Below are 26,561 nucleotides of genomic sequence, written 5' to 3' on the forward strand. Positions count from 1 at the left end.
TGATCCAACCACTGGCGGCCGTGCGGCACCACCCCTGTTCGGGGGTGGTACGGCGCGCGGCCCGGTCGCAGACTGTGAGCATGCAGTCCTACTCCAGCATCGCCGCGCACGCGCCGCTGCTCGGCGAGACGATCGGGCAGAACCTCGAGCGCACGGTCAGCCGCTTCGGCGGCAGGGAGGCCCTCGTGGAGGTGCCCACGGGCCGGCGGTGGACCTACGCCGAACTCAACGCCGAGGTGGACGGCCTGGCCAGGTCCCTGCTCGCCCGGGGGATCGGCAAGGGCGACCGGGTCGGCATCTGGGCGCCCAACTGCGCCGAATGGGTCTTCGTCCAGTACGCCACGGCGAAGATCGGCGCCATCCTCGTCAACGTCAACCCCGCCTACCGCGGCCACGAGCTGGAGTACGTGGTCCGGCAGTCGGGCATGCGGCTGCTGATCAGCGCCGTGTCGCACAAGGGCAGCGACTACCGGAAGATGATCGAGGAGATCGGTTTCGCCGACGTCGTCTATCTCGGCGAGGACAGCTGGGAGCGGCTGCTGGCCGCGCGGGTGCCCGCCGAGCGGCTGGCGGCGATCGAGCTGTCGCCCGACGAGCCCATCAACATCCAGTACACCTCCGGCACGACGGGCTTCCCCAAGGGCGCGACGCTGTCGCACCACAACATCCTCAACAACGGCTACTTCGTCGGCGAGCTGATCCACTACACCGAGCGCGACAGGGTCTGCCTTCCGGTGCCCTTCTACCACTGCTTCGGCATGGTGATGGGCAACCTCGGCGCCGTCTCCCACGGCGCGTGCGTGGTCATCCCCGCCGCCGGCTTCGACCCCGAGGCCACGCTGCGCGCGGTCGAGCAGGAGCGCTGCACCAGCCTGTACGGCGTGCCGACGATGTTCATCGCCGAGCTGGCCCTGGCCGGCGGGTTCGACCTGTCCAGCCTGCGTACCGGGATCATGGCGGGCTCGCCCTGCCCGGTCGAGGTGATGAAGCGGGTCGTCATCGAGATGCACATGACCGAGGTCGCCATCTGCTACGGCATGACCGAGACCTCCCCGGTCTCCACCATGACCAGGACCGACGACACCCTGGAGCGCCGCACCGAGACGGTCGGCCGGGTGATGCCGCACGTCGAGGTCAAGATCGTGCACCCGGAGACCGGGCTGACGGTGCCGAGGGGCGAGCCGGGCGAGCTGTGCACCCGCGGCTACTCGGTGATGCTCGGCTACTGGGACGAGCCCGGCAAGACGGCCGAGGCCATCGACGCCGCCCGGTGGATGCACACCGGCGACCTGGCGGTCATGGACGCCGACGGCTACGTCAGCGTGGTCGGCCGCATCAAGGACATGGTGATCAGGGGCGGGGAGAACGTCTACCCGCGCGAGATCGAGGAGTACCTCCACCGCCACCCCGACATCGCCGACGTCCAGGTCATCGGCGTCCCCGACGAGAAGTACGGCGAGGAGCTGATGGCCTGGGTCGTCATGCGCGAGGGCGCGCCGCCGCTGACGGCCGAGGCGGTCAGGGAGTTCTGCGCGGGGGAGATCGCCCACTACAAGATCCCGCGCTACGTCCACGTGGTCGAGGGCTTCCCGATGACGGTCACCGGCAAGATCAGGAAGGTGGAGATGCGCGAGCGCGCGATCGACGTGCTCGGTCTGCGGTGAGCGGAACCCGGCGCCCTGGGGAGGTGTGGTCACCATCACGTTGCCTTATTAGAAAACAGTCCAAAAAATGAGGGCATGGCCCACCTTCCCCGTCTGGCGGTGACGCGCACCGCCAAGCTCGCCACGCTTCCCCTCGGCTACGCCGGCCGTACCGCGCTGGGGCTCGGCAAGCGCGCGTTCGGCAGACCCGCCGAGCTGATCGCGGCCGAGGTGCAGGCGCGCACCGCCGAGCAGATCTTCACGGTGCTCGGCGAGCTCAAGGGCGGCGCCATGAAGCTGGGCCAGCTGCTGTCGGTGCTGGAGTCGGCGCTGCCGCCCGCGATCGTCGAGCCGTACCGGGCGGCGCTGACCCGGCTGCAGGACTCGGCGCCGGCCATGCCCTCCGCCACGGTGCACCGGGTGCTGGCGCAGGACTTCGGGGACGGCTGGCGCGAGCACTTCGCCGCCTTCGACGACACCCCCGCCGCCTCGGCCTCCATCGGACAGGTGCACCGGGCGGTGTGGGCCGACGGCAGGCCGGTCGCGGTCAAGGTGCAGTACCCGGGCGCGGCCAGGGCGCTGCGCACCGATCTGCGCCAGGTCGGCAGGGTCGCCAAGCTGTTCGGTGTGCTGCTGCCCGGCCTCGATGTGAAGGCGTTCGTCCAGGAGCTGCAGGAGCGGGTCGAGGAGGAGCTCGACTACGGCCTGGAGGCCGAGGCGTGGCACGCCTTCGCCGAGGCGTACGAGGGCGATCCCGACTTCGCGATCCCGCCTGTCGTGGCCGCCTCCGAGCATGTGATCGTCACCGAGTGGCTGGACGGCGTGCCGCTGTCCAGGGTGATCGAGGAGGGCACCCAGGAGGAGCGTGACAGGGCCGCGCTGCAGCTGGTGCGCTTCTCCTTCTCCGCGCCCACCCGCTGCGGCCTGCTGCACGGCGACCCGCATCCGGGCAACTTCAAGATCACTCAGGAGGGGCGGCTGGGCGTGCTCGACTTCGGCGCCGTCAAACGGCTGCCCGGCGGGCACCCGGCCGCGATCGGGCCGCTGCTGCGCCACGGAGCCGCCGGCGACATCGAGGGCGTGGCCGAGGTGTTCCGGCGGGAAGGCGTGATCCGTGAGGGCGTGGAGGTCGATCTTGCCGCCCTTGCCTCGTTCGTCGGGCCGTACGCCGAGCCGATCGCCGTGCCGGAGTTCGCCTTCACCCGCGACTGGATGCGCGAGCGCGGCCTGTACATGTTCAGCGACGGGTCGAGCATCTTCCGCATGCTCAACGTGCCGCCCGACTACGTCGTGAGCTTCCGCGTGCTCACGGCGGGCTACGGCATCCTGTCGCAGCTGGCGGCGAAGGCGCCCTTCCGGGCCGAGGCCGAGCGCTGGATTCCCGGGTTCGCCGACCAGGATTAACTGACATTTCGGGCAGGCCGTAGCATGTCGTGGTGCTCGAAGTGCTCGGCCTGCTCGCGGTCGGTGTCGTGGCCGGAGTGGTCAGCACCGTGGTCAGCCTGGCCTCGATCGTCTCCTACCCGGCGCTGCTGGCCTTCGGACTGCAACCGCTGGCCGCCAACGTCACCAACACCGTCGCCCTGGTCTTCACCGCCGTCGGGGCGGCGGCGGGTTCCCGGCCCGAGCTCCACGGGCAGGGCTCCCTCGTGCTGCGGCTGGGCTGGATCACCGCGCTGGGCGGCGCCACCGGCGCGGCGCTGTTGCTGCTCACGCCCTCGCGGACGTTCGAGATGATCGCGCCCTTCCTCATCGCGCTCGCCTCCGTGCTGCTGGTCCGCCCGCCGGGGACGCGGCCGGACGGCGACCACGGCCTGCTCACCCGGGTCGCGCTGTTCGCGGTCGCCGGATACATCGGCTACTTCGGGGCCGCGGGCGGGATCCTCATGTTCGCCGTGCTCACCGCCATCATGGATCAGGCGCCCGCCAGGGTGAACGCGGTCAAGAACGTCGTCTCGGGGCTGGCCGACTGCGTGGCCGCCGTCGGGTTCGCGCTGTTCGGCCCGGTGGAGTGGTGGGCGGTGGCGCCGCTGGCCGCCGGGTTCCTCGTCGGCGGCTGGCTCGGCCCCGCCATCGCCCGCCGCCTGCCCGGCAGGTCGCTGCGCTACCTGGCGGCGGCCTGCGGGCTGGCGGTGGCCGTCAAGCTGGGGATCGACGCGTTCGCCTAGCGTGCGGGCTGCAACGTGTCGAGCACCCTGAGGGCCTGGTGGTCGGCGCCGCGCCGGTTCGGGTGCAGGGGGATGGCCGGTCCGAGCGGGTCGGTCGACAGCGGCAGGTAGCCCTCGACCCACTTGACGCCGGGACGCCGGCACACGTCGTGCCCGACGCTGGTGCTGTAGGTGTCGACGAACTCGATCCCCTTGGCCGCCGCCACCCTCGCCAGCATGGCGTTCAGCTCCTCCAGCTTGTCGCCCAGCCATTCGAGGTCGTCGTCGGCGGCCTGGACGTAGGGGTAGCAGCCGCCCTCCTGCGGCAGCCCCGCCAGGTAGTCGACGAGCAGGATCCGGGCGCGTGGCGAACGCTGCCTGATCCCGTCGACGACCGCCGCCACCTTGGGCTCGGCCGCGACGATGGCCCGCGACATACGGTCGACGCCGCCCCGCACCCACGCCGGCTTGCACGGCCGGCCGAACGGGGCGGGCAGCAGGTTGAGGCACCCGGCCGCCGCCGTGGCCAGCTTGGCGTCGTTGCCGCCGATGCCCAGCGTCACCAGGTCAGTCGTCGGAGTCAGCCGGTCGAACTGCGGCGGGTTCACCCCGTCGAACAGGTGCCTGACGTGGTTGACGTCCTGCTCGGCCGTCATGTGGCGGGTCGTCGCGCCGCCGCAGGTCGCGTCGCGGAAGACCGGGACCCCCAGCGCCGCGGCGACCTGCTTGGGATAGTTGTAGGTGCTCTGCGCGCAGCCGCGGGGCGCGTGCGCACCCGTGACGTGCAGGACGGAGACGTCGGCGCTCCACGAGTCGCCGAGCGCGACGTACTCCTGGTAGGCCTGGACGGGCGCGGTCAGCAGCCCGGCGAAGAGGATCAAGGAAGCCAGCACGCCGACATTGTGGAGAGCGTCACGCGGCGTGCGCAGCCGATTTCACCAAGTCATGGGAGCCGGTACGGCATGCGCATGCCGTACCGGCTCCGCGGGGTCACGGCTTGCGGTGCTTCAGCAGCTCGTGCACCTTCTCGATCTTGGCGATGGACGCCGGCGCGACCGCGGCCGACTTGGCGGCGGCCGTGGGCGTGGCGCCGGTCGGCGAGGTGGCCGGCTTGCCGGGCGTGAACAGCCAGGTGTCGAACAGCGCGTCCAGCTGCTTGCCCGAGATCCGCTCGGCCAGCGCGATGAACTCGGCGGTCTCGGCATTGCCGTGCGCCTTGGCGCGCGCCCACGTCCTGATGATCGACCAGAAGGCCGCGTCGCCGACCTCGGTGCGCAGCGCCTGCAACGTCATGCCGCCGCGGTAGTAGGTGGCGTTGTGGAACAGGTCGGCCGCGCCCGGGTCGCCCGGCTTGACCTGCCAGAACGGGTCACCGGCCGGGTACTGGTCGTAGAAGAAGTCGGCGACCTCGGCGGCCGTGCCCTCACCCAGCTTCTCCGACCAGATCCACTCGGCGTAGGTGGCGAAGCCCTCGTTGAGCCAGATGTGCTTCCAGTCCTTCACCGCGACGCTGTCGCCGAACCACTGGTGGGCGTTCTCGTGCACGACCACGTAGGTGTCGGGGCCGCCGGAGAAGAAGCGCGGGTCGTAGACCGGCTGCGTCTGCGTCTCCAGCGCGAAGCCCGGCAGCGCGCTGGTGACCGAGCCGCCCATCGAGTGGAACGGGTAGCGGCCGAACCGGTCCGCCAGCCAGTCGACGATCTCCGGCGTCCGCTCCACCGACTCCTTGGCCGCCGCCTCGTAGCGGCCCAGGTTCTTGCTGTAGGCGGTGGTGACGGGCAGCCCGCCCGACGAGCGTCCCTGCCGCACGTCGAGCTGCCCGACGAACAGCGTGGCCAGGTAGGTGGCCATCGGCTTGTCCATCCGCCAGGTGGAGGTCGTCCGATCGCCCCGCGTGCGTTCCCCGACCTTGACACCGTTGCTGATGGCCTGCGTGCCCTTGGGCACGGTGATCGTGATGTCGTAGGTCGCCTTGTCGAGCGGGTGGTCGTTGCTCGGGAACCACCACCAGGCCACCTGCGGCTGGCCCAGCGCGAGCGCGCCGTCGGCGGTGGCGATCCACGGCGTGAAGCCGCCCGTCTCGTCGGGCACCGGCACCTTCGACGGGGTGTCGGCGTAGGTCACCTCGACGATGAACGGCGTGCCCCTGATCAGCGTGCGCGGCGGCGTGATCTCCAGCTCGTGCAGGCCGGACCTGGCGAACGTGGCGGTCCTGCCGTTGACCTTGACGCTGTCGACCTTGAGCAGGAAGTCGAGGTTGAAGCGGGTCAGGTGCTGGGTCGCCGTGGCCACGATCGTGGTCTTCCCGCGCAGCAGGTCGGTGCCGGGCTGGTAGTCCAGGGTCAGGCTGTAGTGCCTGGCGTCGTAGCCGCCGTTGCCGTGTTCGGGAAAGTAGGAGTCTCCGATGCCCGGTGCGCCCGGGCCCTTGTCGGTGGCGGCCGCCGGTGTGGCGAGGAAGAGCCCCGCGGCCGCGCTCATGGCGATAAGGGTGCGTGATCGGATTGATCGCATCACCGCAACGTAACCGAGGGCCGTCGCCTCGTCTACGACATCCGCGCCACCCCGGCGAAGCGCCTGGTCACCTCCCGCCAGACGGCGACGGCGGCGGGCTCGTCGAGCAGCGCCCTGCGATGCAGGTCGGCCAGGTCGAAGCCGCGGTCGTCCCACTCCAGGATCCGTTCGGGCGCCACCTCGGGGTGGAACTGCACGCCCCACGCCGCCGCGCCGACCCTGAACGCCTGGTAGGGACAGGCCTCCGTGCGCGCCAGCCACACGGCTCCCTCCGGCAGCTCGACGACCGCGTCCTTGTGGTGCTCGATCGCGGTGACGACCCCGGGCAGGTCGTGGAAGAGCGGGTCGGCGGCGGCCTCCGGGCGCAGCGTGATCGGCGTGCTGCCGTTCTCCGGCTCGCCCGCGTCGGCCTTCACCAGCCCGCCGGCCACCTCGGCGAGCATCTGCCCGCCCAGGCAGATCCCCAGGTACGGCCTGCCGTCGTCGATCGCCTCCCGGACCAGCTCCCTGGTGGCCGGCAGCCACGGCGCCCTGGCGTCGTCGGAGGGCAGGTAGCCGCCGCCCAGCACGACCAGCGCGCGCCCGCCCAGCCGCGCCGGCAGCTCGTCGCCGTCGAAGGGCCGCACGACCTCCAGGTCGAGACCGTCCTCGGCCAGCCAGTCGCCGACCCTTCTCGGGCCGCCGCTGGCGGCGTTCTGCACGATCAGGACTTCACGCATCGTGGGCCTTTCTGAGCCGGGTGGGGGATCGGCTCGGCAGGGTGGTCGAGCTCGGAGCGGGCATCGTCGAACGCCGCCCGGCAGGGACGGCGCGCCGGGAGGTCAGTGGACGGTCTCGGCGATCGGGGGTCTCCCGGTCAGCGCGGCAGCGGCCTGGTCTGGTCGTCGTCGCCGCGGTCGGGCCGCTGGAAGGGGGTGAAGGCGGAGGGGTAGGCCGGCTGCTGGGACGGCGGGCCGTACGGGGCGGGCGGCGGGGGAAGCTCGGGCCTGGCCGAGCGCCAGCGCGAGGGGAAGGCGGAGACGGTCACCAGCATCACGCCGAGGGCGAGCAGCATGCCGGTCGGGCCGAGCACGTCGAAGCCGTACTTGAGCGTGTCAGGCAGCAGGAGCAGCAGGTCCGACGGATACAGCCAGGGCATGACCAGCACCACGCCCATCAGGGTGTAGGTGAGGCCGGCCAGCAGCGAGGCCACGGGGGACAGCCGCGAGCCGGCGACGAATCCGAGCACGATCGCGGTTCCGGCGAGCGCGAGTGCTCCCCACCACGGCCCGGTGTAGGTCCTGAACGCGAACAGGATCTGGCCCGCGCCGAAGGCGAGGCCGACGGCCAGCAGGGGAGTCAGGAGCAGCCCAGCGACCACTCCGAGGACATGGCGGACAGCGTTGGACATGCTGGGAAGTCTAGACGTCACCGCGTCGATTCCCTGATCACCAGTTCGGGTTGGAACATGATCTGCTGGTGGGCGTGTGTGTTGGGATTGTCACACTCGTCCAGCAGCAACTCGGTGGCCACCCTGCCGAGCTGGTAGGTCGGCTGCCTGACCGAGCTGAGCGAGACCGCCGACGCGGCGGCGAAGTCGATGTCGTCGTAGCCGATCAGCGACACCTGCTCGGGCACCCGCACGCCCGCCTGCAGCAGGCCGCGCAGCAGGCCGAGCGCCAGCAGGTCGTTGGCGCAGAAGACGGCGTCCGGCAGGTCGGCCACGAGCATCTCCGCGGCCTGCTGGCCCGCCTTGGCGGTCATCGACGGCATCTCCAGCACGCGCAGCTCGGCGGGGTCGCGGCCGGCCGCGGCCAGCGCCCGCTCGGCCCCCTCGCGCCGCTCGCCGCACTGCCGCATCGAGGCGGGTCCGGCGACGTAGACGAGCCGCTCGGCCCCGCCCGCCAGCAGGTGGGAGACCGCCATCGTGCCGCCCATCACGTCGTTGACCGACACCGCGCACTGGTCGGGCCGCTCGGCGGGATGGTCGACGAGCACCACGCTGATGCCGCGCGAGCGCAGCCGCTCCAGGCGACGCGAGTCGTCGTCGGACGGGGTGATCAGCACGCCGCGCACCCGCTGCTCGGCGAAGACCAGCAGGTTGCGCTCCTCCTTGGCCCTGCTGCCTGAGCTGTTGCCGAGGATCACCGCGTAGCCGCGGTCGCTGGCCAGATCCTCCACGCCGGCGGCGACGTCGGTGAAGAACGGGTTGCCGATGTCGATCACCGACAGGCCGATCGTCCGGCTGTGGCCCGCCCGCAGCGTCGAGGCCGACCCGTGGCGGACGAAGCCCAGCTCGCGGATCGCCTGCTCGACCCGGCTGCGCGTGGAGCCGGCGACCTTCTCGGGGCGGTTGAGGACGTTCGACACCGTGCCGGGCGACACGCCCGCCCTGGCCGCGACCTCCTTGATGCTGACCGGTTCAGCCACGCCCGCCCCCCGGATGGTAGGTGCGCAGCGGCTGGCTGCGCCGTACCAGCTCGCGCGGGTCGGCCACCAGCCCCAGGGCACGCGCCTGCACCAGCACGTTGCCCAGCGCCGCCGCCTCCACCGGCCCCGCGACCACGGGCAGGCCCGTGGCGTCGGCCGTCAGCTGGCACAGCAGCGCGTTGCGAGCGCCGCCTCCGACGATGTGCACGACCTCGACCTCCCGTCCGCTCAGCCGCGCGGCGTCGCTGACGGCTCTCCGATAGGCGAGGGCGAGGCTTTCCAGGATGCATCGTACGGCCTGCGGCCTGCTCGACGGTGCGGGCTGCCCGGTGCGCGCGCAGTAGGCCGCGATGCGGGCCGGCATGTCGCCCGGCGGCAGGAAGCTCGGATCGTCAGGATCGATCACCGCCGTGGACCGTTCGTCCGCGGCCGCCCGCAGCAGGCCCTCCAGGTCGCTCTCGCCCCATGCCCGCATGCACTCCTGCAAAATCCACAGGCCCATGACGTTGCGCAGGTAGCGGATGGTGCCGTCGGCGCCCGCCTCGTTGGTGAAGTTGGCGGCCACGCTGCCGTCGGTCAGCACCGGTTCGTCGAGCTCGACGCCGACCAGCGACCAGGTGCCGCAGGAGACGTAGGCGAAGCGCGGTGTCCGCGCGGGCACGGCGACCACGGCGGAGGCGGTGTCGTGGGAGGCGACCCGCGTGACGACCGCGCGGTGCCCGACGTCGGCCGTCAGCGGGCCCGCCACGCTCCCCGGAGGGGAGATCCGCGGGAAGATGCGCGCCGGCAGGCCGAGGTCGGCGATCATCGGCCGTGCCCAGTCCCTTCCCCTGACGTCGAACAGGCCGGTGGTGGAGGCGTTGGTGAGCTCGGCCCCCTTGACGCCGGTCAGCCAGTAGGTGAGCAGGTCGGGGATGAGGAGCAGCGTCTCGGCGTGGTCGAGCCGGCTCTCCAGCAGCTGGTAGAGCGTGTTGAACGGCAGGAACTGCAGGCCGTTGACCTGGTAGCGGTCGAGGTCGAGCCGCTCGGTGTAGCGGGCGGTGCGCGCGTCCCGGTAGTGGACCGGGTTGCCGATGAGCGCGCCCTCGCCGTCCAGCAGGCCGTAGTCGACCGCCCACGAGTCGACGCCGATCGAGTCGGTCTCGCCGGCCCTCCGCAGGCCGTCGAGGGTGTCCTGGTAGAGGGCCAGGATGTCCCAGTGGAGGGTGCCCGCGACGGTGACGGGACGGTTGGGGAAGCGGTGCACCTCGACGAGGTCGACCCGGTCGGCCGTGACCTCGGCGCGCATGACCCGGCCGCTGGACGCGCCGAGGTCGACAGCTGTGATTCGCATGCGCTGATTAAAACGTATTTCCCAGCTTGGCATTGACCTTCAGCGGAGGTGAGTCTAGTTTTCGTTAAAACGTTTCAGGCACCCAGGCGGGGAGTCGCATGATCAAGGACCTGCTCAGGCGGCAGCACATCGAGACGCCCTCCTGGGCGTACGGCAACTCGGGCACGAGGTTCAAGGTGTTCGCCCAGCCGGGCGTGCCCCGCGACCCCTACGAGAAGCTGGCCGACGCCGCCCAGGTGCACGCCTTCACCGGCATCGCGCCCACCGTGGCGCTGCACATCCCGTGGGACCGGGTCGACTCCTACGAGGGCCTCGCCGGCCATGCCGCCTCGCTCGGCCTCGGCATCGGCGCGATCAACTCCAACGTCTTCCAGGACGACGACTACAAGCTCGGCAGCGTCACCCACCCCGACCCAGCGATCCGCCGCAAGGCCCTCGACCACCTGCTCGCCTGCGTCGACATCATGGACGCCACCGGCTCGGCCACCCTCAAGCTGTGGTTCTCCGACGGCACCAACTACCCCGGCCAGGACGACATCAGGGCACGCCAGGACCGGCTGGCCTCCGCGCTGGAGCAGGTCCACGAGCGGCTGGGGGAGGGGCAGCGGCTCCTGCTGGAGTACAAGCTGTTCGAGCCCGCCTTCTACGTCACCGACGTGCCCGACTGGGGGACCGCCTACGCCCACTGCCGCGCCCTCGGCGACAAGGCGCAGGTCGTCGTCGACACCGGCCACCACGCGCCCGGCACCAACATCGAGTTCATCGTGGCGTTCCTGCTGCGCGAGGGGAAGCTGGGCGGGTTCGACTTCAACTCCCGCTTCTACGCCGACGACGACCTCATGGTCGGCGCGGCCGACCCGTTCCAGCTGTTCCGGATCATGTTCGAGGTGATCGGCGGGGGCGGGTACGGCCCGCACGTGTCCTTCATGCTCGACCAGTGCCACAACATCGAGCCGAAGATCCCCGGGCAGATCAGGTCGGTCATGAACGTCCAGGAGGCCACGGCCAAGGCGCTGCTCGTCGACCGGGAGGCGCTGGCCGCGGCGCAGGCCGAGGGTGACGTGCTGGGGGCCAACGCCGTGCTGATGGACGCCTACAACACCGACGTGCGGGCCATGCTGGGAGAGTTGCGGGCCGAGATGGGCCTGGACCCCGACCCGATGGCGGCGTACGCGAGGTCCGGGTACTTCGAGAAGATCGCGGCCGAGCGGGTGGGCGGCTCCCAGGCGGGATGGGGCGCATGAACCGGCAGGTCCTGCCCCGCGACCCACCGGCGCGGTCTGACGATCCAGCTCCATCACCGACACCACACGCAAAGGGAGACACCTGATGACGGTTACCGAGCTGCTCGACCGGGCCCGTGCCCTCGGCTCGGACCCGCGCAACACCAACTTCGCGGGCGGCAACGCCTCGGCCAAGGGCGTCCGGCGCGACCCCGTGACCGGCGGCGACGTCGAGCTCATGTGGGTCAAGGGCTCCGGCGGCGACCTCGGAACCCTCACCGAGGACGGCCTGGCCGTCCTGCGCCTGGACCGGCTGCGCGCCCTCGCCGGCGTCTACCCGGGGGTCGAGCGCGAGGACGAGATGGTCGCCGCCTTCGACTTCTGCCTGCACGGCAAGGGCGGCGCCGCGCCGTCCATCGACACCGCCATGCACGGCCTGCTCGACGCGCCCCACGTCGACCATCTCCACCCCGACTCCGGCATCGCCCTGGCCACCGCCGCCGACGGGCCCGAGCTGACCGCCCGCATCTTCGGCGACCGGGTGCTGTGGGTGCCGTGGCGGCGGCCCGGCTTCCAGCTCGGTCTCGACATCGCCGCGCTGCAGGCCGCCAACCCGCAGGCCATCGGCGGCGTCCTCGGCGGCCACGGCATCACCGCGTGGGGCGCGACGAGCCAGGAGTGCCAGGCGAACTCCCTCGAGATCATCCGCACCGCCCAGCGCTACATCGACGAGCACGGCAAGCCGGAACCCTTCGGCCCGGTGATCCACCCCTCGCCACCGGCCGCCGAGCGGAGGGCGCGCGCCGCCGCGCTCTTCCCGCTGGTCCGCGGCCTGTGCTCCACCGACGCCCGCCAGGTCGGCCACTACACCGACAGCCCGGAGGTCCTGGACTTCCTCGCCCGTGCCGAGCACCCGCGCCTGGCCGCCCTGGGCACCTCCTGCCCCGACCACTTCCTGCGGACGAAGGTGGCTCCCCTCGTCCTCGACCTTCCCCCCACCGCCTCGCTGGACGAGGCGATGGCGCGGCTGCGCGTCCTGCATGCCGAATACCGTGACCGGTACGCGGCGTACTACCGGCGGCATGCCGTACCGGACTCGCCCGCGATGCGCGGCGCCGACCCGGCGATCGTGCTGGTGCCCGGCGTCGGCATGTTCTCCTTCGGCAAGGACAAGCAGACCGCGCGGGTCGCCGGCGAGTTCTACGTCAACGCCGTCAACGTGATGCGCGGCGCCGAGGCCGTCTCCACCTACGCGCCGATCCCCGAGTCGGAGAAGTTCCGCATCGAGTACTGGGAGCTCGAGGAGGCCAAGCTGCGCCGCCTCCCCAAGGCCAAGCCGCTGGCCGGACGGGTGGCGCTGGTCACCGGCGGCGGCTCGGGCATCGGCGCCGCCACCGCCCGCCGCCTGGCCGCCGAGGGCGCCTGCGTCGTCGTGGCCGACCGCGACCTCGCCTCCGCCGAGAAGGTCGCCGCCGAGCTCAACGGCCACGCCCACCTGCCGCCCGCCGCAGGCGTTCCCGGCGCGGCCGGGCCGAGCGCCGTGGAACCCGCCGGCCGGCGGGGGGCGGACACGGCCGTCGCCGTCGCGGTGGACGTCACGTCCGAGGAGCAGGTCGTCGCGTGCGTACGGCAGGCCGTCCTCGCCTTCGGCGGCGTCGACCTGATCGTGAACAACGCCGGCCTGTCCCTCTCGCGGTCGCTCCTCGACACCACCCTCGACGACTGGAACCTCCAGCACGACGTCATGGCCAGGGGCTCCTTCCTCGTCTCGCGGGAGACCGCCCGAGTGCTCCTCCTCCAGGACATCGGCGGCGACATCGTCTACATCTCCTCCAAGAACGCCGTCTTCGCCGGGCCGAACAACCTCGCCTACGGAGCCGCCAAGGCGGACCAGGCCCACCAGGTACGCCTGCTGGCCGCCGAGCTGGGCGCCCACGGCATCCGGGTCAACGGCGTCAACCCCGACGGCGTGGTCAGGGGGTCGGGCATCTTCGCGTCAGGGTGGGGGGCGAACCGGGCCGCCGTCTACGGAGTGGAGGAGGAGAAGCTGGGCGAGTTCTACGCCCAGCGGACGCTGCTGAAGCGCGAGGTCCTGCCCGAGCACATCGCGGCGGCGGTGTTCGCGCTGACCGGCGGCGACCTGTCGCTCACCACGGGGCTGCACATCCCCGTCGACGCGGGGGTCGCCGCGGCCTTCCTCCGCTGAGCCGGGGCGGTCGCCGGCGAGCCGTCCATGTCGACACGCCGGTGCTCGGCGGCGGTCGTGCGCGGCCGGGGTTCACCGGCCGCGCCTAGCATGGGCCGGTGAACGAGATCGATCTGCGGCATCTGCGCCGCTGCCTGGAACTGGCCGCCGAGGCGCTGGAGTCGGGCGACGACCCGTTCGGCTCGGTGCTGGTGGCCGCCGACGGCACCGTCCTGGCCGAGGACCGCAACCGCGAGACCTCCGAGTCGGACCCCACCCGCCACCCCGAGATCGACCTGGCCAGGTGGGCGGCCGCGAACCTGCCGGTGGAGGAGCGGGCCGGCACGACCCTCTACACCTCCGGCGAGCACTGCCCGATGTGTTCGGCCGCGCACGGCTGGGTGGGGCTCGGCCGGATCGTCTACGCCGCCTCCGCCGCCCAGTTCGTCGCCTGGCGGGCCGAGCTCGGCCTGCCCGCCTCGCCCGTCAACGCGCTGCCGATCCAGCAGGTGGTGCCCGGCGTCACGGTGGAGGGCCCCGTCGCGGACCTGGCCGAGGAGGTGCGCGCCCTCGTGCGTCGCTCGGCCGGGGGATGATATGCCGGAGGTATGGCGGACAAGGATCCCGAGACGACGCTCGACCGCCGCTTCAGCAGCGACAACGCCACCCCCACCAGCTGGGCGGAGGCGCGCGACATCCTGTCGGCGGCGGAGATCTACTGGCTGTCCACCGTACGGCCGGACGGCGGCCCGCACGTCACCCCGCTGATCGCCGTCTGGCACGACGGCGCGCTGTACTTCTGCACGGGGGCGACCGAGCGCAAGGCCAAGAACCTGGAGAGCAACACGCGCTGCGTGCTCACCACCGGCTCCAGCTCCATGAGCGGCGGCCCGGACGTGGTGGTCGAGGGACGCGCGGAGCCGGTGACCGACGAGGCCGAGCTGCGCCGGCTGGCCGAGGCGTACACGACCAAGTACGGCCCCGACTGGCGCTTCGACGTCGCCGACGGGGCGTTCGTCGGACGGGGTGGCCGGGTGCCGGTGTTCAGGGTCGCGCCCGAGCGGGCCTTCGGCTTCGCGAGGGACGGCGAGTACGGCCAGACCCGCTGGCTGTTCTGACCGCCCCGCGACAGGCCACACACCGCGCCACACGAGGCGGGACGCGCCCCGCGACGGCCCGGCGCCGCGCGTGGCGACCCGGGATCTGACGCGGTCAGGCCGTGGCGGTGAGGGCGGGAAAGCCGGTTCGCCAGGAGGGCCAGGCGGGGGTCCAGCCGAGGGCGCGGGCCTTCGCGTTGGAGGCGCCGCGCTCCCAGCCCTCCCGATCCGCCGTGCTCTGCCCTGTGCTGTCGGGCGTGCTCTCCGGCACTGGCTCCTGCACTGGCTCCGGAGCGGGCTCGCCGAGGGCGGCCGCCAGCACCGGCACCCACTCCCGGGCCGGAGCCGGCTCGTCGTCGACGACGTTGACGACGCCGTCGGGCCAGTCGAGTGCCAGGAGCGCCGCCAGTGCGGCGTCCGCCACGTGCACGAACGAGCTGACCGCGGCGCCCGCCGCCAGCTGTCCTTCGCGGAGCTGGTCCGCGACCCACTCGCCTGGGGAGTACCAGGTGCCGGGGCCGTACAGCAGGCCGTACCTGAGCACGACATGCCGTTCCACCTCGGCCGCGGCCGACTCCAGCGCGATCACCGGGCCGACCATGCCCTCGCGCGCCGGATCCAGCGGCTCCTCCTCGGTGGCGGGGGCGTCACCGGCGGCGTAGACCCACGAGATCGACTGGGCGACGATGCGGCCCGCGCCCGCCTTCAGCGCCCCGTCCACCAGGTTGCGGGTGCCCTCGCGGCGGATCCGGGCGTTCTGGTCGAAGCGCCGCTCGCCCAGCGCGGTCAACTGGTGGATCACCGCGTCGGGCCGGGCGGCGGCGAGCGTGGCGAGCGTGGATTCGCGGTCGAGGACGTCCAGCCGTACGGCGTCGGCGCCGGCGGCCCTGATCGCGGCGACCCCCGCGTCGGACCGCGAGGTGCCGACCACCTCGTGTCCCGCCTCGAGCAGCAGCGGCACCAGCTGACGGCCGACGGCCCCGTTGGCCCCCGCCAGGACGATCTTCATTCGGGTCGGACCTCCTTCGCCGGAACACCGTGGCGGTGACGGCGTCAGAGATCGTAGCCAGGGGCGCGCGGTCGGGTCCGGGGCGGGGCCGGCCTGACCGCGACCGGGTCCCCGGGAAGTACGGAGATCATCTTTTCGCAGGTCGCGGCCACGATCATTACCTTCAGTAACATCTGGACCGCGCTGGCGACAGTGGATACGTTTTTGACCCTCTTCCGACTGAAGGCGATGATGAACGACGAATCCCCTGGCCGGCTGCCGATGCGTGAGGACGCCGAACGCTGTCCCAGCACCGACCGCGGCCGCCGCTGCGTCCTGCCGCCCGGCCACCGTGGCGACCACGTCTACCCGCCGCTCACCTGACCCGCTCTCACCTGGCGCAGCCGCGAGGAGTGCCCGCCCCCACGGGCGGGCGCGGGTCTGCGTAAACACGAAACCCCAGGCCGGGACGGCCTGGGGTGTCGATGTGGTGGACGATACTGGGATTGAACCAGTGACCTCTTCCGTGTCAGGGAAGCGCTCTCCCGCTGAGCTAATCGTCCTCGGTACTTCCGAGCGGAAGACGGGATTCGAACCCGCGACCCTCACCTTGGCAAGGTGATGCTCTACCACTGAGCCACTTCCGCGTTGCCGCTCGTTCGCGACGACGAAGAGAACTGTACCGAATCCTTGCCGAGTCCCCAAACCGAAAGCGGCGCGCACGGAGTGACCCCGGCCGCCGCGGCGGAGCCCGGCGGGCCGGACGGCGTCGCGGGCCCCGTCCGGCGCGGTGGCGGTCAGGTCCTGGCGCGGGCGCGGAACGCGGCGGTCTTCACCCGGTTCTGGCAGGCCGTGGAGCAGAAGCGGCGGGTGCCGTTGCGGGAGACGTCCACGTAGACCCGGTCGCAGTGCGGCGCCGTGCACACGCCGAGCCGGTCGTGGAACTCGCTGCCCAGCACGATCGCCAGCGACGTCGCGCAGCTGGCCGCCCAGTCGCCCGCCATCGTGCCGCCGGGGCCGTGGAAGTGCAGGTGCCAGGGTTCCCCGTCGTGCCGGTCGAGGCGAGGCCGCGCGTTGGTCTCCTCGAGCAGCCGGTTGATCTGCCCGGCCGCCGCGTCGATGTCGCCCGAGGAGACGGCCTCGAAGACGGCGCGCAGCCGCCGCGCGACGGCGGCCAGCTCCGTCGCCTCCGTCGGGCTCGCCTCCTGGTGGCGCGGGTAGCCGGCGCGCAGCCCGTCGGTTGCCGCCGGCGCCAGGTCGGCGGGGAGGGCGTAGGGACGGCCCCGCCGCTCGCCCGGGGTCAGGGAGTTGATCAGTCCTACGGCGACCCGCACGACGCCATCATTGTGACTGTTGAATTCCACTTGACCAGTTACTCCCTCGCGCTCTACGTTGTGACTGCCGAAATTGTAAACGACGGTCACAAGGAGATCTTCGTGCTCACCAACGCTGCCGCCAAGGAGTGGATCGCACGCTGGGACCGCCAGCAGGAGGGCTACCTGCCCGACCGTGAGGAGCGTTTCACCGCGTTGATCGACGCCGTGGAGGCTCTGGGGCGCCCCGACCCGCTCGTGATCGACCTCGGATGTGGCCCCGGCTCGCTGTCGGCCAGGCTGGTCGAGCGCCTGCCCGAGGCCACCGTGATCTCCGTCGACGCCGACCCGCTGCTGCTCGGGCTCGGTCGCGCCGCCTATCCGCACCTCCGTTTCCTCTCGCTCGACCTGCGCACTCCCGGATGGACCCGGCAGCTCGGCCTTGACCGGCAGGCGGACGCGGCGGTGAGCACCACCGCGCTGCACTGGATCGCCGGTCCCGACCTGGCCACCCTGTACGGCGAGCTGGCGGCGGTCCTGCGGCCCGGCGGGCTGCTGCTCAACGGCGACCACCTCGACTCCGACGACGCCACGCCGTCCCTCGCCAGGCTGGAGCGTGCCGTACACGAGAGGGAGACCGAGCGCTACTTCGGCGGCGACCTGCCCGAGGGCTGGAAGCAGTGGTGGGAGGCGGTGGCGGCCGACCCCGACCTGGCGGCGCTCAACACCGCCCGCACCACGGCGGGCAGCAGCCACAGCGGCGCGGAGTCCAACCTGCTCTCCACGCACGTCGACGCCCTTCGCGGCGCCGGCTTCGCCGAGATCGGCACGCTGTGGCAGCGCGGCAACAACCGCCTGCTGTGCGCGGTGGCGGGTGCCTAGGCCGGCCCCGTGGGTGTCGGCCGAGGCGTGGCCGCGCAAGCCGTCGCTTGTGCGGCCCGTCCCGCACCGCTCTCCGCGCTCCACGCCGACCAGGCCGAGCCCGACGGCCCCCCGTGGTGATTCCTCCCATGCCGGGGCAGGAGAGACGGTGCGGTCGGTTGCCCTGTAAGGAGCTAACATCACATACGCCGGTTACCTGAGCGAGAGAGTGCAACATGCGCGACAACGAAGTCGTGAACGTCGGTCCTGAGCCGCTGACCTTCGACGACGTCATCCGAGTGGCCCGCCACGGCGCCCCCGTCCACCTCACGGACGACGCGATCGCCGCCATCTCCGCCGCCCGCCAGCGGGTGGACGAACTGGCCGAGAGCCCGACCCCCGCCTACGGCGTCTCCACCGGGTTCGGCGCGCTGGCCACCAGGCACATCGACCCCTCGCTGCGCGCCCAGCTGCAGCGTTCGCTGGTGCGCTCCCACGCGGCCGGCAGCGGGCCCGAGGTCGAGACCGAGGTGGTGCGCGCGCTGATGCTGCTGCGCCTGCACACTCTCGCCACGGGTCACACCGGCATCCGCCCGACGACCGCCAAGACCATGGCGGCTCTCCTCAACGCGCACATCACCCCGGTCGTCCACGAGTACGGCAGCCTGGGCTGCTCGGGAGACCTCGCCCCCCTCGCCCATGTCGCCCTCACCTTGATGGGCGAAGGCGTCGTGAGGGACAAGTCCGGAAAGGTCGGGCCGAGTGTCGAGGCGCTCAAGCAGGCGGGCATCGAGCCCGTCGAGCTGGCCGCCAAGGAGGGCCTGGCTCTCATCAACGGCACCGACGGCATGCTCGGCATGCTCATCCTCGCCATCCACGACCTCACCAGGCTGCTCAAGACCGCCGACATCAGCGCCGCCATGAGCGTGGAGGCGCTGCTCGGCACCGACCGCGTGTTCGCGCCCGAGCTGCAGGCGCTGCGCCCGCAGCCGGGCCAGGCGCTGGCGGCGGCGAACATGGTCCGCGTCCTGAAGGACTCCGGGATCATGGAGAGCCACCGCGACCCCAACGCCTGCACCCGCGTCCAGGACGCCTACTCCCTGCGCTGCGCCCCGCAGGTGGCCGGCGCCGCCCGTGACACCGTCGCCCACGCCGCCAACGTCGCCACCTGGGAGCTGGCCTCGGCCGTCGACAACCCCGCCGTCCTGGCCGACGGCCGGGTGGAGTCCAACGGCAACTTCCACGGCGCGCCCGTCGCCTACGTCCTCGACTTCCTGGCCATCGTCGCCGCCGACGTCGCCTCCATGTCCGAGCGCAGGACCGACCGGTTCCTCGACGTGGCCCGCAACCACGGCCTGCCCGCCTTCCTGGCCGACGACCCGGGCGTCGACTCCGGCCACATGATCGCCCAGTACACCCAGGCGGCCATCGTGTCGGAGATGAAGCGCCTGGCCGCTCCCGCGAGCGTCGACTCGATCCCGAGCTCGGCCATGCAGGAGGACCACGTCTCCATGGGCTGGTCGGCCGCGCGCAAGCTGCGCCGTTCGGTCGACGGGCTGACGCGGGTGCTGGCCGTGGAGGTGCTCACCGCCGCGCGGGCCATCGACCTGCGCGCTCCGCTCCAGCCCGCCCCCGCCACCGGGGCCGTGGTCGGGGCGCTGCGCGACAGCGTGCCGGGGCCCGGCACCGACAGGTTCCTGGCGCCCGAGATCGAGTCCGTCGTCCGCCTGGTCGCCGACGGCACGGTCGTGTCCGCCGTCGAGTCCGTCACCGGCCCGCTGGCCTAGCCGCTCGCCCCGAGACGGGCCGCCGCCCACCGGCGGCCCATCTCGCACGGCCCATCTGGCACGGGGCGGATGTCGGCCCGCCGCCTTCGTGCCTCTACGGCAGGGCGACGATCAGGTCGATCTCCAGCAGCAGCCCCGGCATGAACAGCTTGGACACCTCCACGGTCGTGCTCGCCGGCGGCGTTCCCGTGATGTACTTCCGGCGCACCTGCCCGTAGGCGAACCTCTGCTCCATGTCCGTCAGGTAGGTCCTGATGAACGCGATGTCCTCGAACCCGGCCCCCTGGTCGGCGAGGATCTTGCCGATGTTCTGGAAGACGGCCTCGGCCTGCGCCGCCATGTCGCCCTCGCCGACCACCTGGCCGCGCTCGTCGAAGGCGGCCTGGCCGGAGACGTAGAGCATGCCGCCCACGCGGACCGCGTGCGAGTAGAACCCGTTGGTGGCCGGCACGCTGCCCGGGTTGACCGGCACCGCGCGCGACGGCGCAGCGACTCCGGCCGCGACGTGCGTGGCGATCGCGGTCACGTCACGCTCGCCGTGGCCGGCGGCCTCCGCCGCCTCCAGCCGGGCCTGCGCCGCGCGCGCCATCGTCGTTCCCTCCCACGCCCCCAGCCGCACGTCCTTGGCCGCCAGCCCCAGCGCGTACCTGGTCTCCTGCGCCGGAGCCGCGATCCGCGCCGCCAGCGCGCCCAGCGGCGTGGCCGACAGCACCTGGGCCAGCGCCTCACGGGAGACCCCGTGCGCCTCGCCGTACGCGAAGGTCTCCGCCAGCAGGACCTGCGCCGGCACCAGGGCGCCCATCACGGCCACCTTCATCGCCGCGCCCGCGCCGAGCGGGCCGAGTTCGAGCACGGTCCCGAACTCCGCCAGCACCGTCCTGCAGGCCGACACGTCACCGCCGGCCAGTACCGTCAGCGTGCCGTCCGCGGCGGGGCCGACGCTGCCCAGGACGGGCGCGTCGACGAGCGCCACCGACGGGGGCAGCAGGTCGCGCAGCCGCCGCACCGCATCGGGGCCGATCGTGGACATCTCCACCACCGTCGTCCCCGGCCGCAGCCCTTCGAGGGCGCCGGTCAGCACCTCCTCGACGGCGGGCCCGTCGCGCAGCATCGTGATGACCAGGTCGGCGCCCTCCACCGCCGCCGCCACCGGGCCGAGCCCGCGCTTCCACACCGTCACCTGGTGCCCGGCCGCCTGCAGCCGCCGGGCCATGGGGACGCCCATGCGTCCCTGTCCGAGAAAGGCAATCACGTCCGCATTCAATAGTGATGCGAGCCATTCCACCACCGACTAGGCTGCATGCCAGCCATGCTTGAAACGAATGACTTGCGGCTGTTCACCGAGGTCGCCCGCGAGGGCTCCTTCACCGGCGCGGCCGAGTTGCTCGGCTACACCCAGTCGGCGGTCTCGCGCCGCATCGCCGCGCTGGAGCGCGCGGCGGGCGGCCCGCTGTTCGTCCGCCTGGCCAGGGGCGTCCGGCTCACCCCGGCGGGCGTCGCGCTGCAGCGGCACGCCGTGGCCGTCCTCGACCGTCTGGAACGGGCCGGGGAGGAACTGGCCGCGATCCACCGGGGCGAGGGCGGCACGCTGCGCGTCGGCGCCTTCGCCACCGCGAACGTGTGGCTGGTCCCGCAGGCGCTCAAGACCTTCGGCGAGCGCTTCCCCGGCGTCGAGGTGCGCCTGACCGAGGGGCTGACCGGGCTGCTGCTCGACCAGCTCAACGGCGGCGCCCTCGACGTGGCCGTGGTCAGCGACTACCCGGCCGGCCTGCCCGCGGCCGCCGAGACCGTGCTGCTGCTGGAGGAGCGGCTGCTCGTGGCGCTGCCCGCGCATCACCGGCTGGCCGATCGTGAGGTGGTCGACCTGCGCGACCTGGCCGAGGAGACCTGGATCGAGGCGGCGCCGCCGGGCCGGCCGACGATCCTGACCGCGGCCTGCGCCCGGGCGGGTTTCACGCCGCGGGGCGGGCTGCGGGTGGCCGAATGGACGGGCAAGTTCGGCTACGTCGCGGCGGGCCTCGGCGTCACGCTGGTGCCGGAGCTGGCGGCGCGGGCCGTACCCGACGATCTGGTGGTGCGGCCGATCTCCGAGGAGGGGCCGCGCAGGAAGGTTTACGCGGCGCTGCCGGACGTGCCGCTGCCGTCCGCGCTGGCGCTCGTCGGAATACTGGGACAATAGGGGCGTGCAAGACAGTTTCGCCCATGTCGGCGGCCTCCTGGCGACCAGGCTCAGGGACCTCACCACCGACCTGGCCGCGCTCGACAGCGCGGGCTGGTGGGCGGTCGTGGTCGACTACGAGGGCAAGGTCACCTGCGCCGGCTTCGACGACGTACGGCCGGCCCCGCTGCCCGCCGCCGGAGCATGGCGCGGCCCCGCGCCCGAGGAATGGCGCAGCTCGCTCGACCAGGCCGCCTACGAACGCGGTGTGCAGCGCATCCGCGACTACATCGAGCAGGGCGAGGTTTACCAGGCCAACCTGTGCCGCGTCCTGTCCGCGCCGCTCGACCCCGCGGCCGACCCCCTCGCCCTTGCCGCCCGCCTCCAGGAGGGCAACCCCGCGCCCTACGCCGCCGTGGTCAGCGTGCCGGGGCTGAGCGTGGTGTCGGCCTCGCCCGAGCTGTACCTCTCCCGCGCCGGCTCCACCATCGAGTCCAGGCCCATCAAGGGCACCGGCGTCACCGCCGCCGACCTGCTCGACAAGGACTACGCCGAGAACGTCATGATCGTCGACCTGGTCCGCAACGACCTCGGCAGGGTGGCCGAGGTCGGCTCGGTGAGCGTGCCGGCGCTGTGCGCGGTCGAGGAGCACCCCGGACTGGTCCACCTGGTGTCGACCGTGCGCGCCACGCTGGCCGAGGGCGCCGGATGGGCCGAGCTGTTCGCCGCCACCTTCCCGCCCGGCTCGGTCACCGGAGCGCCGAAATCTTCGGCCCTGCGCATCATCAATGAGCTCGAAACCGAGCCTCGCGGGCCGTACTGTGGGGCGGTGGGCTGGGTCGACGCCGACCGGCGCACGGCCGCGCTGGCCGTCGGCATCCGCACGTTCTGGATCACCGAAGGGGAGATCCGCTTCGGCACGGGGGCAGGCATCACCTGGGGGAGCGACCCCCGCGGGGAATGGCGCGAGACCGAGCTCAAGGCGTCGAGGCTCATCCAACTGGCGTCCTCAGGAGGAAATCGATGAACGTTCCCGTCTGGGTCAACGGGGAACTACTGGATCCGGCGCAGGCCACCGTCTCGGTGTTCGACCACGGGCTGATGGTGGGCGACGGCGTGTTCGAGACCGTCAAGTGCGTCAACGGGGAGTCGTTCGCGCTCACCAGGCACCTCGACCGGCTGAAGCTGTCGGCCCAGCGCATGGACCTGCCCGAGCCGGACCTCGAGGCGATCGCCGACGGCGTACGGCGCTGCCTGGCCGAGGCGCCCGCCTGGCCGCTCGGCCGCATCCGCATCACCTACACCAGCGGGCCTGGCCCCCTCGGCTCCGACCGCGGCGACCAGGGCACGACCGCGATCGTCATCGTGGGCGAGCAGGCCGCCTTCCCGCTGACCGCCGACGTGACCGTGGTCCCGTGGCCGCGCAACGAGCGCGGCGCCCTGGCCGGGGTGAAGTCGACCTCCTATGGCGACAACGCCAAGGCGCTGGCCTACGCCAAGGCCCGCGGCGGCGGCGAGGCCATCTTCGGCAACCTGGCCGGCAACCTGTGCGAGGGCACCGGATCCAACATCTTCCTCGTCCAGGACGGCCGCCTCATCACTCCCACGCTCGCCTCCGGCTGCCTGGCGGGCGTCACGCGCGCGCTGACCCTGGAGTGGTGCGGCGGGGAGGAGGCCGACGTGCCCCTCTCGGCGCTCTACGAGGCGGAGGAGGCGTTCCTGACCTCGACGACGCGTGACATCCAGCCGATCAGGCTGGTCGACGGCACCGTCCTGCCGTCCGCGCCGGGCCCGGTCACGGCCAAGGCCCAGGAGGTCTTCGCGGTCCGCTCGGCGGCCGACACCGACCCGCGCTGACCTCTCGGGCTCCGGTCCCCGCCGCCATGTCACCCGGCGGTCGCGTGACGGTGACGCGGCGGGGGCCCGGCTCGCCCCCGCCGCCGCCCAGGACTCAGTAGGTCTTCTGGGTCTGCACGTTGAAGTCGGGCATCTTCACCGACTTGGCGGGATCGGTCAGCGGGTCGTCGATCGCGATGACGTCCAGGCCGCGCAGTATGTCGCTGGAGTATATGTAGCCGTTGTAGTAGTACGCCGACCACGATCCCGCGATCATCTGCGAGTGCTCGGCCGGCCGGTCGAAGAAACCGATCTCCTTCGGCGCGTTCGAGTCGGTGAAGTCCCAGATGGACACCCCGCCCTGGTACCAGCCCTGGACCATGATGTCCTTGCCCTTGACCGGGATCAGCGACCCGTTGTGCGCGACGCAGTTCTCCTTGGGGGCCTGCTCGCGCGGCATCTTGAAGTAGCCGCGCCGCTCCAGCTTGCCGTTCACGATGTCGTAGATCGCGTTCGCGCCCTTGGTCCTGGGCGTCCTGGAGTCGCAGGTCGCCATCCCGCCGCCGCCGAGCTCGTCGCCGAAGACCACCTTCGTGGCGTCGTTGTTGAAGGTCGCCGAGTGCCAGATCTGGAAGTTCTCCTTGTCCTTGATCTGCTGCAGCACCTTCGGCTTCACCCGGTCGGTGATGTCGAGGAGCACCCCGTCGCCGAAGCAGGCGGCGGCGGCCAGGTTCTTCTCAGGATAGGCGGTGATGTCGTGGCAGCCCGCCATGAACGAGTCGCTGCCCTGCCCCTCGGGGAAGATGTTGGGCGAGGCGACCACCTTGGCCTGCTTCGGGTCCTTCACCGGCACCTCGACGATCTGGATCAGCTCGTGCGGCGCGGGGCAGGTCTTGGAGCTGGGCTCGGGCCCCGGCGAGGAGACGTAGATGTAGAGGGTGTCGGGGTCCTTGCCGGGCACCATGGTGTGCGTGTGCGAGCCGCAGTCGGTCGCCACCGAGCTCACGTACTTGGGCGCCGTCTTGTCGGTGATGTCGAAGATCCGGATGCCCTCCCACGGCGTGCCGCCGTCCGAGGAGCCCAGGCCGGCCGGCTTCGAGGCGCACGTCGGGTCGGAGCGGACCTCGTCCACCGACAGGAACAGCAGGTTCCCGTGGACGGACACGTCGTTCTGCTGCGACTCGCAGGCGACCTTGCTGACCGTCTTCGGCTTGGTGGGGTCGCTGATGTCGTAGATCGTGAAGCCGCCGAAGTTGCCGACGAAGGCGTAGTCGCCCTGGAAGGCCAGGTCGGAGTTCCAGTTCGTGCTGCCGTTGAGCGGGGCCTCGCGCGGCACGTTGGCGACCAGCCTGACGTTGGCGCTCGTCGTCACCTCGTCGCCGCCGGAGCCCTGGGTGGAGGCCGCCGGGGCGGAGGCCGGAGCCGACGACGAGGAGGCAGCGCGTGGGGGTTGCACGGGCGGTGGCGCCGACGCGCACGCCGACACCACCAGCATCATCGTCACCACAGCACCCAGCCTGGTCACCTTCACACGCGCCCCCTTCGGAATCGTGGCCCAGTATGGAAGCTATGCCAGCCAGGTTCCGAACGTGCGGACTTATCGTCACGGTATTGGTGACATCGGCGCTGACGGGTTGCGCCGCGGCGGAGCACGACGGGCCCTCGGCGGTCGGTTCAGGCGCTCCGGTGATCGTGCCTGACACGCCGGGCGGGGCCGGCCGTACGGCCGCGCCGGGAGAGTTGCTCCCCTCCCGCGACTGGTCGGCCGTGGCGGCGGACGTGCGGTTCGCCGAAGGCATGATCCCGCACCACCGGCAGGCGCTCGAGATGGCCGACCTGGCCGGGTCGCGCACGACGACCACGGGTGTGCTCGGCATGGCGCGGCAGATCGCGCTCACCCAGCAGCCGGAGATCGACGTCATGCGCGACTGGCTGCGCGCGCTCGGCAGGGCCGTACCCGATCACGGCTCGCACGCCGCCGGCGCCTACGGGATGGCGTCGCTGGAGGAGATGAACAGGCTGCGAGCCGCGCGCGGCCCGGCCTTCGACCGGCTGTTCCTCGAGCTGATGATCAGGCATCACGAGGGCGCGATGCGGATGGCAGGCGAGGAGCTGTCCGGCGGCCAGGACCAGCGCATGCGGCTGATGGCCAAGGACGTCTACTCGGGCCAGGGCATCGAGGTGGCACGGATGAAGGAGGCCCTCGCCAGGCTCTGAGACGCGAAACGGCCCGCACCAGGAACGGTGCGGGCCGAGCGCCGCGGGAGGCGCGCCGACGGGTCGTCCGACGACGAGGTGGCCGGCGGGGGAGGAGGGACAGGTCAGGACGGCCAGAGCATGTTGGTCAGCTCGGAGTCCAGGTCCATGAAATCGGTCTCCCTGCCCGCGGGTACGAGCTCGTACGTGCGGTGCAGGAACTCGGTCAGGGGTGCCAGGGGGACTTCGAAGAGCGCCTGTCCGAACGGCGACGTCAGGCTGATGTGAAGCGTGCGCTCGCCGTCGGCGCGTGCGGGCCACACCTGCACGTCGCCGTCGCCGACACGTCTCACGATGCCTACAGTCAGCAGTTCACGGGCGAAGATCCACTCGACCGGTTCGTCGTTCCCTACGTGGAAGGCCATGCGGATGGCGTACGGGTCGTCGGCTGTATAGCTCAGCCCGGCGAGCAGGGGGACGGTGGTACGGTCGGGGACCACAAGCCGAAGGCCAAGCTCGGCGGAGACGGTGGTGCTGTTCATCGTCAGCCAAACCTTTTCGTCGTACGGTCCCCTCTTCGGGGCTTTCACTGCTCTGACGGACTTCGTCCTGAGCTATGACGCCGAACGAAGAAACCTGTAGGAAAGATTCCGCCTCCAGGCCCTTCTGTAACGCAACTCACAGCTGGACATTTGGGCATCTACCTGGCTAAACATCATTAACTTGGATGATGTTTGCGAGGGTTTTGCGGTTGCCGGCGTCGATCCGGCGCGCCCCGCGCGACCTTTCGGGCGATCGGGGCCTTCCGGAACAGCTCGATGGTATGCCACAGAGCCACCATGCTGATGGGCAACCGCCGCGTTTGGCCCGAATC

Annotated in this window: 25 protein-coding genes and 2 tRNA genes; 14 read left to right on the plus strand and 13 right to left on the minus strand. The window is 71.7% G+C overall.

The window, feature by feature from the left end:
• Nucleotides 1-80: 80 nt before the first annotated feature.
• The 3 genes from ACWDLG_RS29805 (at nucleotide 81) to ACWDLG_RS29815 (ending at nucleotide 3,811) form a co-directional block, all read left to right on the plus strand.
• Complete coding sequence (locus tag ACWDLG_RS29805; protein WP_449926164.1) at nucleotides 81-1,664, plus strand: AMP-binding protein; 1,584 nt, start codon at nucleotides 81-83, stop codon at nucleotides 1,662-1,664.
• 75 nt (nucleotides 1,665-1,739) lie between these two features.
• A complete protein-coding gene (locus ACWDLG_RS29810) occupies nucleotides 1,740-3,047 on the plus strand; it encodes an ABC1 kinase family protein (protein WP_449926167.1) in 1,308 nt (435 codons plus the stop codon).
• Nucleotides 3,048-3,079: 32 nt separating this feature from the next.
• Nucleotides 3,080-3,811: a sulfite exporter TauE/SafE family protein gene (locus tag ACWDLG_RS29815; protein WP_449926170.1), complete on the plus strand. Its 732-nt coding sequence runs from the start codon at nucleotides 3,080-3,082 to the stop codon at nucleotides 3,809-3,811.
• Here the strand turns inward: ACWDLG_RS29815 and ACWDLG_RS29820 are convergent.
• The 6 genes from ACWDLG_RS29820 to ACWDLG_RS29845 all read right to left on the minus strand — a co-directional run bounded on the left by ACWDLG_RS29820 (nucleotide 3,808) and on the right by ACWDLG_RS29845 (nucleotide 10,043).
• The gene (locus tag ACWDLG_RS29820) at nucleotides 3,808-4,683 is read right to left on the minus strand and encodes an SGNH/GDSL hydrolase family protein (protein ID WP_354912338.1); all 876 of its coding nucleotides are present in this window, start codon (nucleotides 4,681-4,683) and stop codon (nucleotides 3,808-3,810) included. The two genes, ACWDLG_RS29815 and ACWDLG_RS29820, sit on opposite strands and share 4 nt — an antisense overlap.
• Before the next feature lie 97 nt (nucleotides 4,684-4,780).
• Entirely contained in the window at nucleotides 4,781-6,268 is a 1,488-nt protein-coding gene (locus ACWDLG_RS29825; protein ID WP_449926175.1) for a M1 family metallopeptidase, read from the minus strand.
• Nucleotides 6,269-6,333: 65 nt separating this feature from the next.
• A complete protein-coding gene (locus ACWDLG_RS29830; RefSeq protein WP_449926178.1) occupies nucleotides 6,334-7,020 on the minus strand; it encodes a type 1 glutamine amidotransferase in 687 nt (228 codons plus the stop codon).
• A gap of 137 nt (nucleotides 7,021-7,157) precedes the next feature.
• Complete coding sequence (locus ACWDLG_RS29835) at nucleotides 7,158-7,691, minus strand: hypothetical protein (protein ID WP_449926181.1); 534 nt, start codon at nucleotides 7,689-7,691, stop codon at nucleotides 7,158-7,160.
• A gap of 17 nt (nucleotides 7,692-7,708) precedes the next feature.
• Nucleotides 7,709-8,710 carry a LacI family DNA-binding transcriptional regulator gene (locus tag ACWDLG_RS29840; RefSeq protein WP_449926184.1) on the minus strand — a complete coding sequence of 334 codons (1,002 nt, stop codon included), beginning with the start codon at nucleotides 8,708-8,710 and terminating at the stop codon, nucleotides 7,709-7,711.
• On the minus strand, nucleotides 8,703-10,043 hold the full coding sequence (locus ACWDLG_RS29845; protein WP_449926186.1) for a rhamnulokinase: 1,341 nt from the start codon (nucleotides 10,041-10,043) through the stop codon (nucleotides 8,703-8,705). Before ACWDLG_RS29845 ends, ACWDLG_RS29840 begins: the two co-directional genes overlap by 8 nt.
• 98 nt (nucleotides 10,044-10,141) lie before the next feature.
• Between ACWDLG_RS29845 and rhaI the strand changes: the two genes are divergently transcribed.
• From rhaI to ACWDLG_RS29865, 4 genes are all read left to right on the plus strand, one after another.
• Nucleotides 10,142-11,287: an L-rhamnose isomerase gene (gene rhaI / locus ACWDLG_RS29850; RefSeq protein ID WP_449926189.1), complete on the plus strand. Its 1,146-nt coding sequence runs from the start codon at nucleotides 10,142-10,144 to the stop codon at nucleotides 11,285-11,287.
• Between the two features lie 85 nt (nucleotides 11,288-11,372).
• A complete protein-coding gene (locus ACWDLG_RS29855) occupies nucleotides 11,373-13,472 on the plus strand; it encodes a bifunctional aldolase/short-chain dehydrogenase (protein WP_449926192.1) in 2,100 nt (699 codons plus the stop codon).
• 98 nt (nucleotides 13,473-13,570) lie between these two features.
• The gene (locus ACWDLG_RS29860; RefSeq protein ID WP_449926195.1) at nucleotides 13,571-14,047 is read left to right on the plus strand and encodes a nucleoside deaminase; all 477 of its coding nucleotides are present in this window, start codon (nucleotides 13,571-13,573) and stop codon (nucleotides 14,045-14,047) included.
• A 12-nt stretch (nucleotides 14,048-14,059) separates the two neighbouring features.
• Nucleotides 14,060-14,569 (plus strand): pyridoxamine 5'-phosphate oxidase family protein, encoded by a 510-nt coding sequence (locus tag ACWDLG_RS29865; RefSeq protein WP_354912312.1) that lies wholly within the window; start codon nucleotides 14,060-14,062, stop codon nucleotides 14,567-14,569.
• Between the two features lie 94 nt (nucleotides 14,570-14,663).
• Here ACWDLG_RS29865 and ACWDLG_RS29870 read toward each other — a convergent pair whose 3' ends face one another.
• Entirely contained in the window at nucleotides 14,664-15,557 is an 894-nt protein-coding gene (locus ACWDLG_RS29870; protein ID WP_449926199.1) for an NAD-dependent epimerase/dehydratase family protein, read from the minus strand.
• A 204-nt stretch (nucleotides 15,558-15,761) separates the two neighbouring features.
• Here ACWDLG_RS29870 and ACWDLG_RS29875 point away from each other — a divergent pair, with 204 nt between their 5' ends.
• The gene (locus ACWDLG_RS29875; RefSeq protein WP_449926202.1) at nucleotides 15,762-15,920 is read left to right on the plus strand and encodes a hypothetical protein; all 159 of its coding nucleotides are present in this window, start codon (nucleotides 15,762-15,764) and stop codon (nucleotides 15,918-15,920) included.
• Nucleotides 15,921-16,024: 104 nt separating this feature from the next.
• On the opposite strand, the gene ACWDLG_RS29880 is transcribed toward ACWDLG_RS29875, so the two are convergent.
• From ACWDLG_RS29880 to ACWDLG_RS29890, 3 genes are all read right to left on the minus strand, one after another.
• Nucleotides 16,025-16,099: transfer RNA gene (locus ACWDLG_RS29880), tRNA-Val, on the minus strand.
• A 12-nt stretch (nucleotides 16,100-16,111) separates the two neighbouring features.
• Nucleotides 16,112-16,183, minus strand: a tRNA-Gly gene (locus ACWDLG_RS29885).
• A 150-nt stretch (nucleotides 16,184-16,333) separates the two neighbouring features.
• Nucleotides 16,334-16,870: a CGNR zinc finger domain-containing protein gene (locus ACWDLG_RS29890; protein WP_449926205.1), complete on the minus strand. Its 537-nt coding sequence runs from the start codon at nucleotides 16,868-16,870 to the stop codon at nucleotides 16,334-16,336.
• A 102-nt stretch (nucleotides 16,871-16,972) separates the two neighbouring features.
• On the opposite strand from ACWDLG_RS29890, the gene ACWDLG_RS29895 reads away from it, so the two are divergent.
• Nucleotides 16,973-17,731 (plus strand): class I SAM-dependent methyltransferase, encoded by a 759-nt coding sequence (locus ACWDLG_RS29895; protein ID WP_449926208.1) that lies wholly within the window; start codon nucleotides 16,973-16,975, stop codon nucleotides 17,729-17,731.
• Nucleotides 17,732-17,946: 215 nt separating this feature from the next.
• Entirely contained in the window at nucleotides 17,947-19,497 is a 1,551-nt protein-coding gene (hutH, locus tag ACWDLG_RS29900; RefSeq protein WP_449926210.1) for a histidine ammonia-lyase, read from the plus strand.
• A 94-nt stretch (nucleotides 19,498-19,591) separates the two neighbouring features.
• Here the strand turns inward: hutH and ACWDLG_RS29905 are convergent, their stop codons facing one another.
• A complete protein-coding gene (locus ACWDLG_RS29905; RefSeq protein WP_449926213.1) occupies nucleotides 19,592-20,749 on the minus strand; it encodes a Rid family hydrolase in 1,158 nt (385 codons plus the stop codon).
• Nucleotides 20,750-20,806: 57 nt separating this feature from the next.
• Here ACWDLG_RS29905 and ACWDLG_RS29910 point away from each other — a divergent pair, with 57 nt between their 5' ends.
• Genes ACWDLG_RS29910 through ACWDLG_RS29920 form a run of 3 tightly spaced genes read left to right on the plus strand, consistent with a single transcriptional unit; the run spans nucleotide 20,807 to nucleotide 23,512 of the window.
• Nucleotides 20,807-21,676, plus strand: coding sequence for a LysR family transcriptional regulator (locus ACWDLG_RS29910; RefSeq protein ID WP_449926216.1), 870 nt, complete (start codon nucleotides 20,807-20,809; stop codon nucleotides 21,674-21,676).
• Nucleotides 21,677-21,680: 4 nt separating this feature from the next.
• Nucleotides 21,681-22,682, plus strand: coding sequence for a chorismate-binding protein (locus ACWDLG_RS29915; protein ID WP_449926219.1), 1,002 nt, complete (start codon nucleotides 21,681-21,683; stop codon nucleotides 22,680-22,682).
• Nucleotides 22,679-23,512: an aminotransferase class IV gene (locus tag ACWDLG_RS29920; RefSeq protein WP_449926222.1), complete on the plus strand. Its 834-nt coding sequence runs from the start codon at nucleotides 22,679-22,681 to the stop codon at nucleotides 23,510-23,512. Before ACWDLG_RS29915 ends, ACWDLG_RS29920 begins: the two co-directional genes overlap by 4 nt.
• 94 nt (nucleotides 23,513-23,606) lie before the next feature.
• Here ACWDLG_RS29920 and ACWDLG_RS29925 read toward each other — a convergent pair whose 3' ends face one another.
• Entirely contained in the window at nucleotides 23,607-25,022 is a 1,416-nt protein-coding gene (locus ACWDLG_RS29925; RefSeq protein ID WP_449926225.1) for an LVIVD repeat-containing protein, read from the minus strand.
• Nucleotides 25,023-25,177: 155 nt separating this feature from the next.
• Between ACWDLG_RS29925 and ACWDLG_RS29930 the strand changes: the two genes are divergently transcribed.
• Nucleotides 25,178-25,708 carry a DUF305 domain-containing protein gene (locus tag ACWDLG_RS29930; RefSeq protein WP_449926228.1) on the plus strand — a complete coding sequence of 177 codons (531 nt, stop codon included), beginning with the start codon at nucleotides 25,178-25,180 and terminating at the stop codon, nucleotides 25,706-25,708.
• A gap of 104 nt (nucleotides 25,709-25,812) precedes the next feature.
• Here the strand turns inward: ACWDLG_RS29930 and ACWDLG_RS29935 are convergent, their stop codons facing one another.
• Nucleotides 25,813-26,229: an SsgA family sporulation/cell division regulator gene (locus ACWDLG_RS29935; RefSeq protein WP_354912278.1), complete on the minus strand. Its 417-nt coding sequence runs from the start codon at nucleotides 26,227-26,229 to the stop codon at nucleotides 25,813-25,815.
• Nucleotides 26,230-26,561 lie beyond the last annotated feature (332 nt).

This window comes from Nonomuraea sp. NPDC003727 (genome assembly GCF_053586935.1).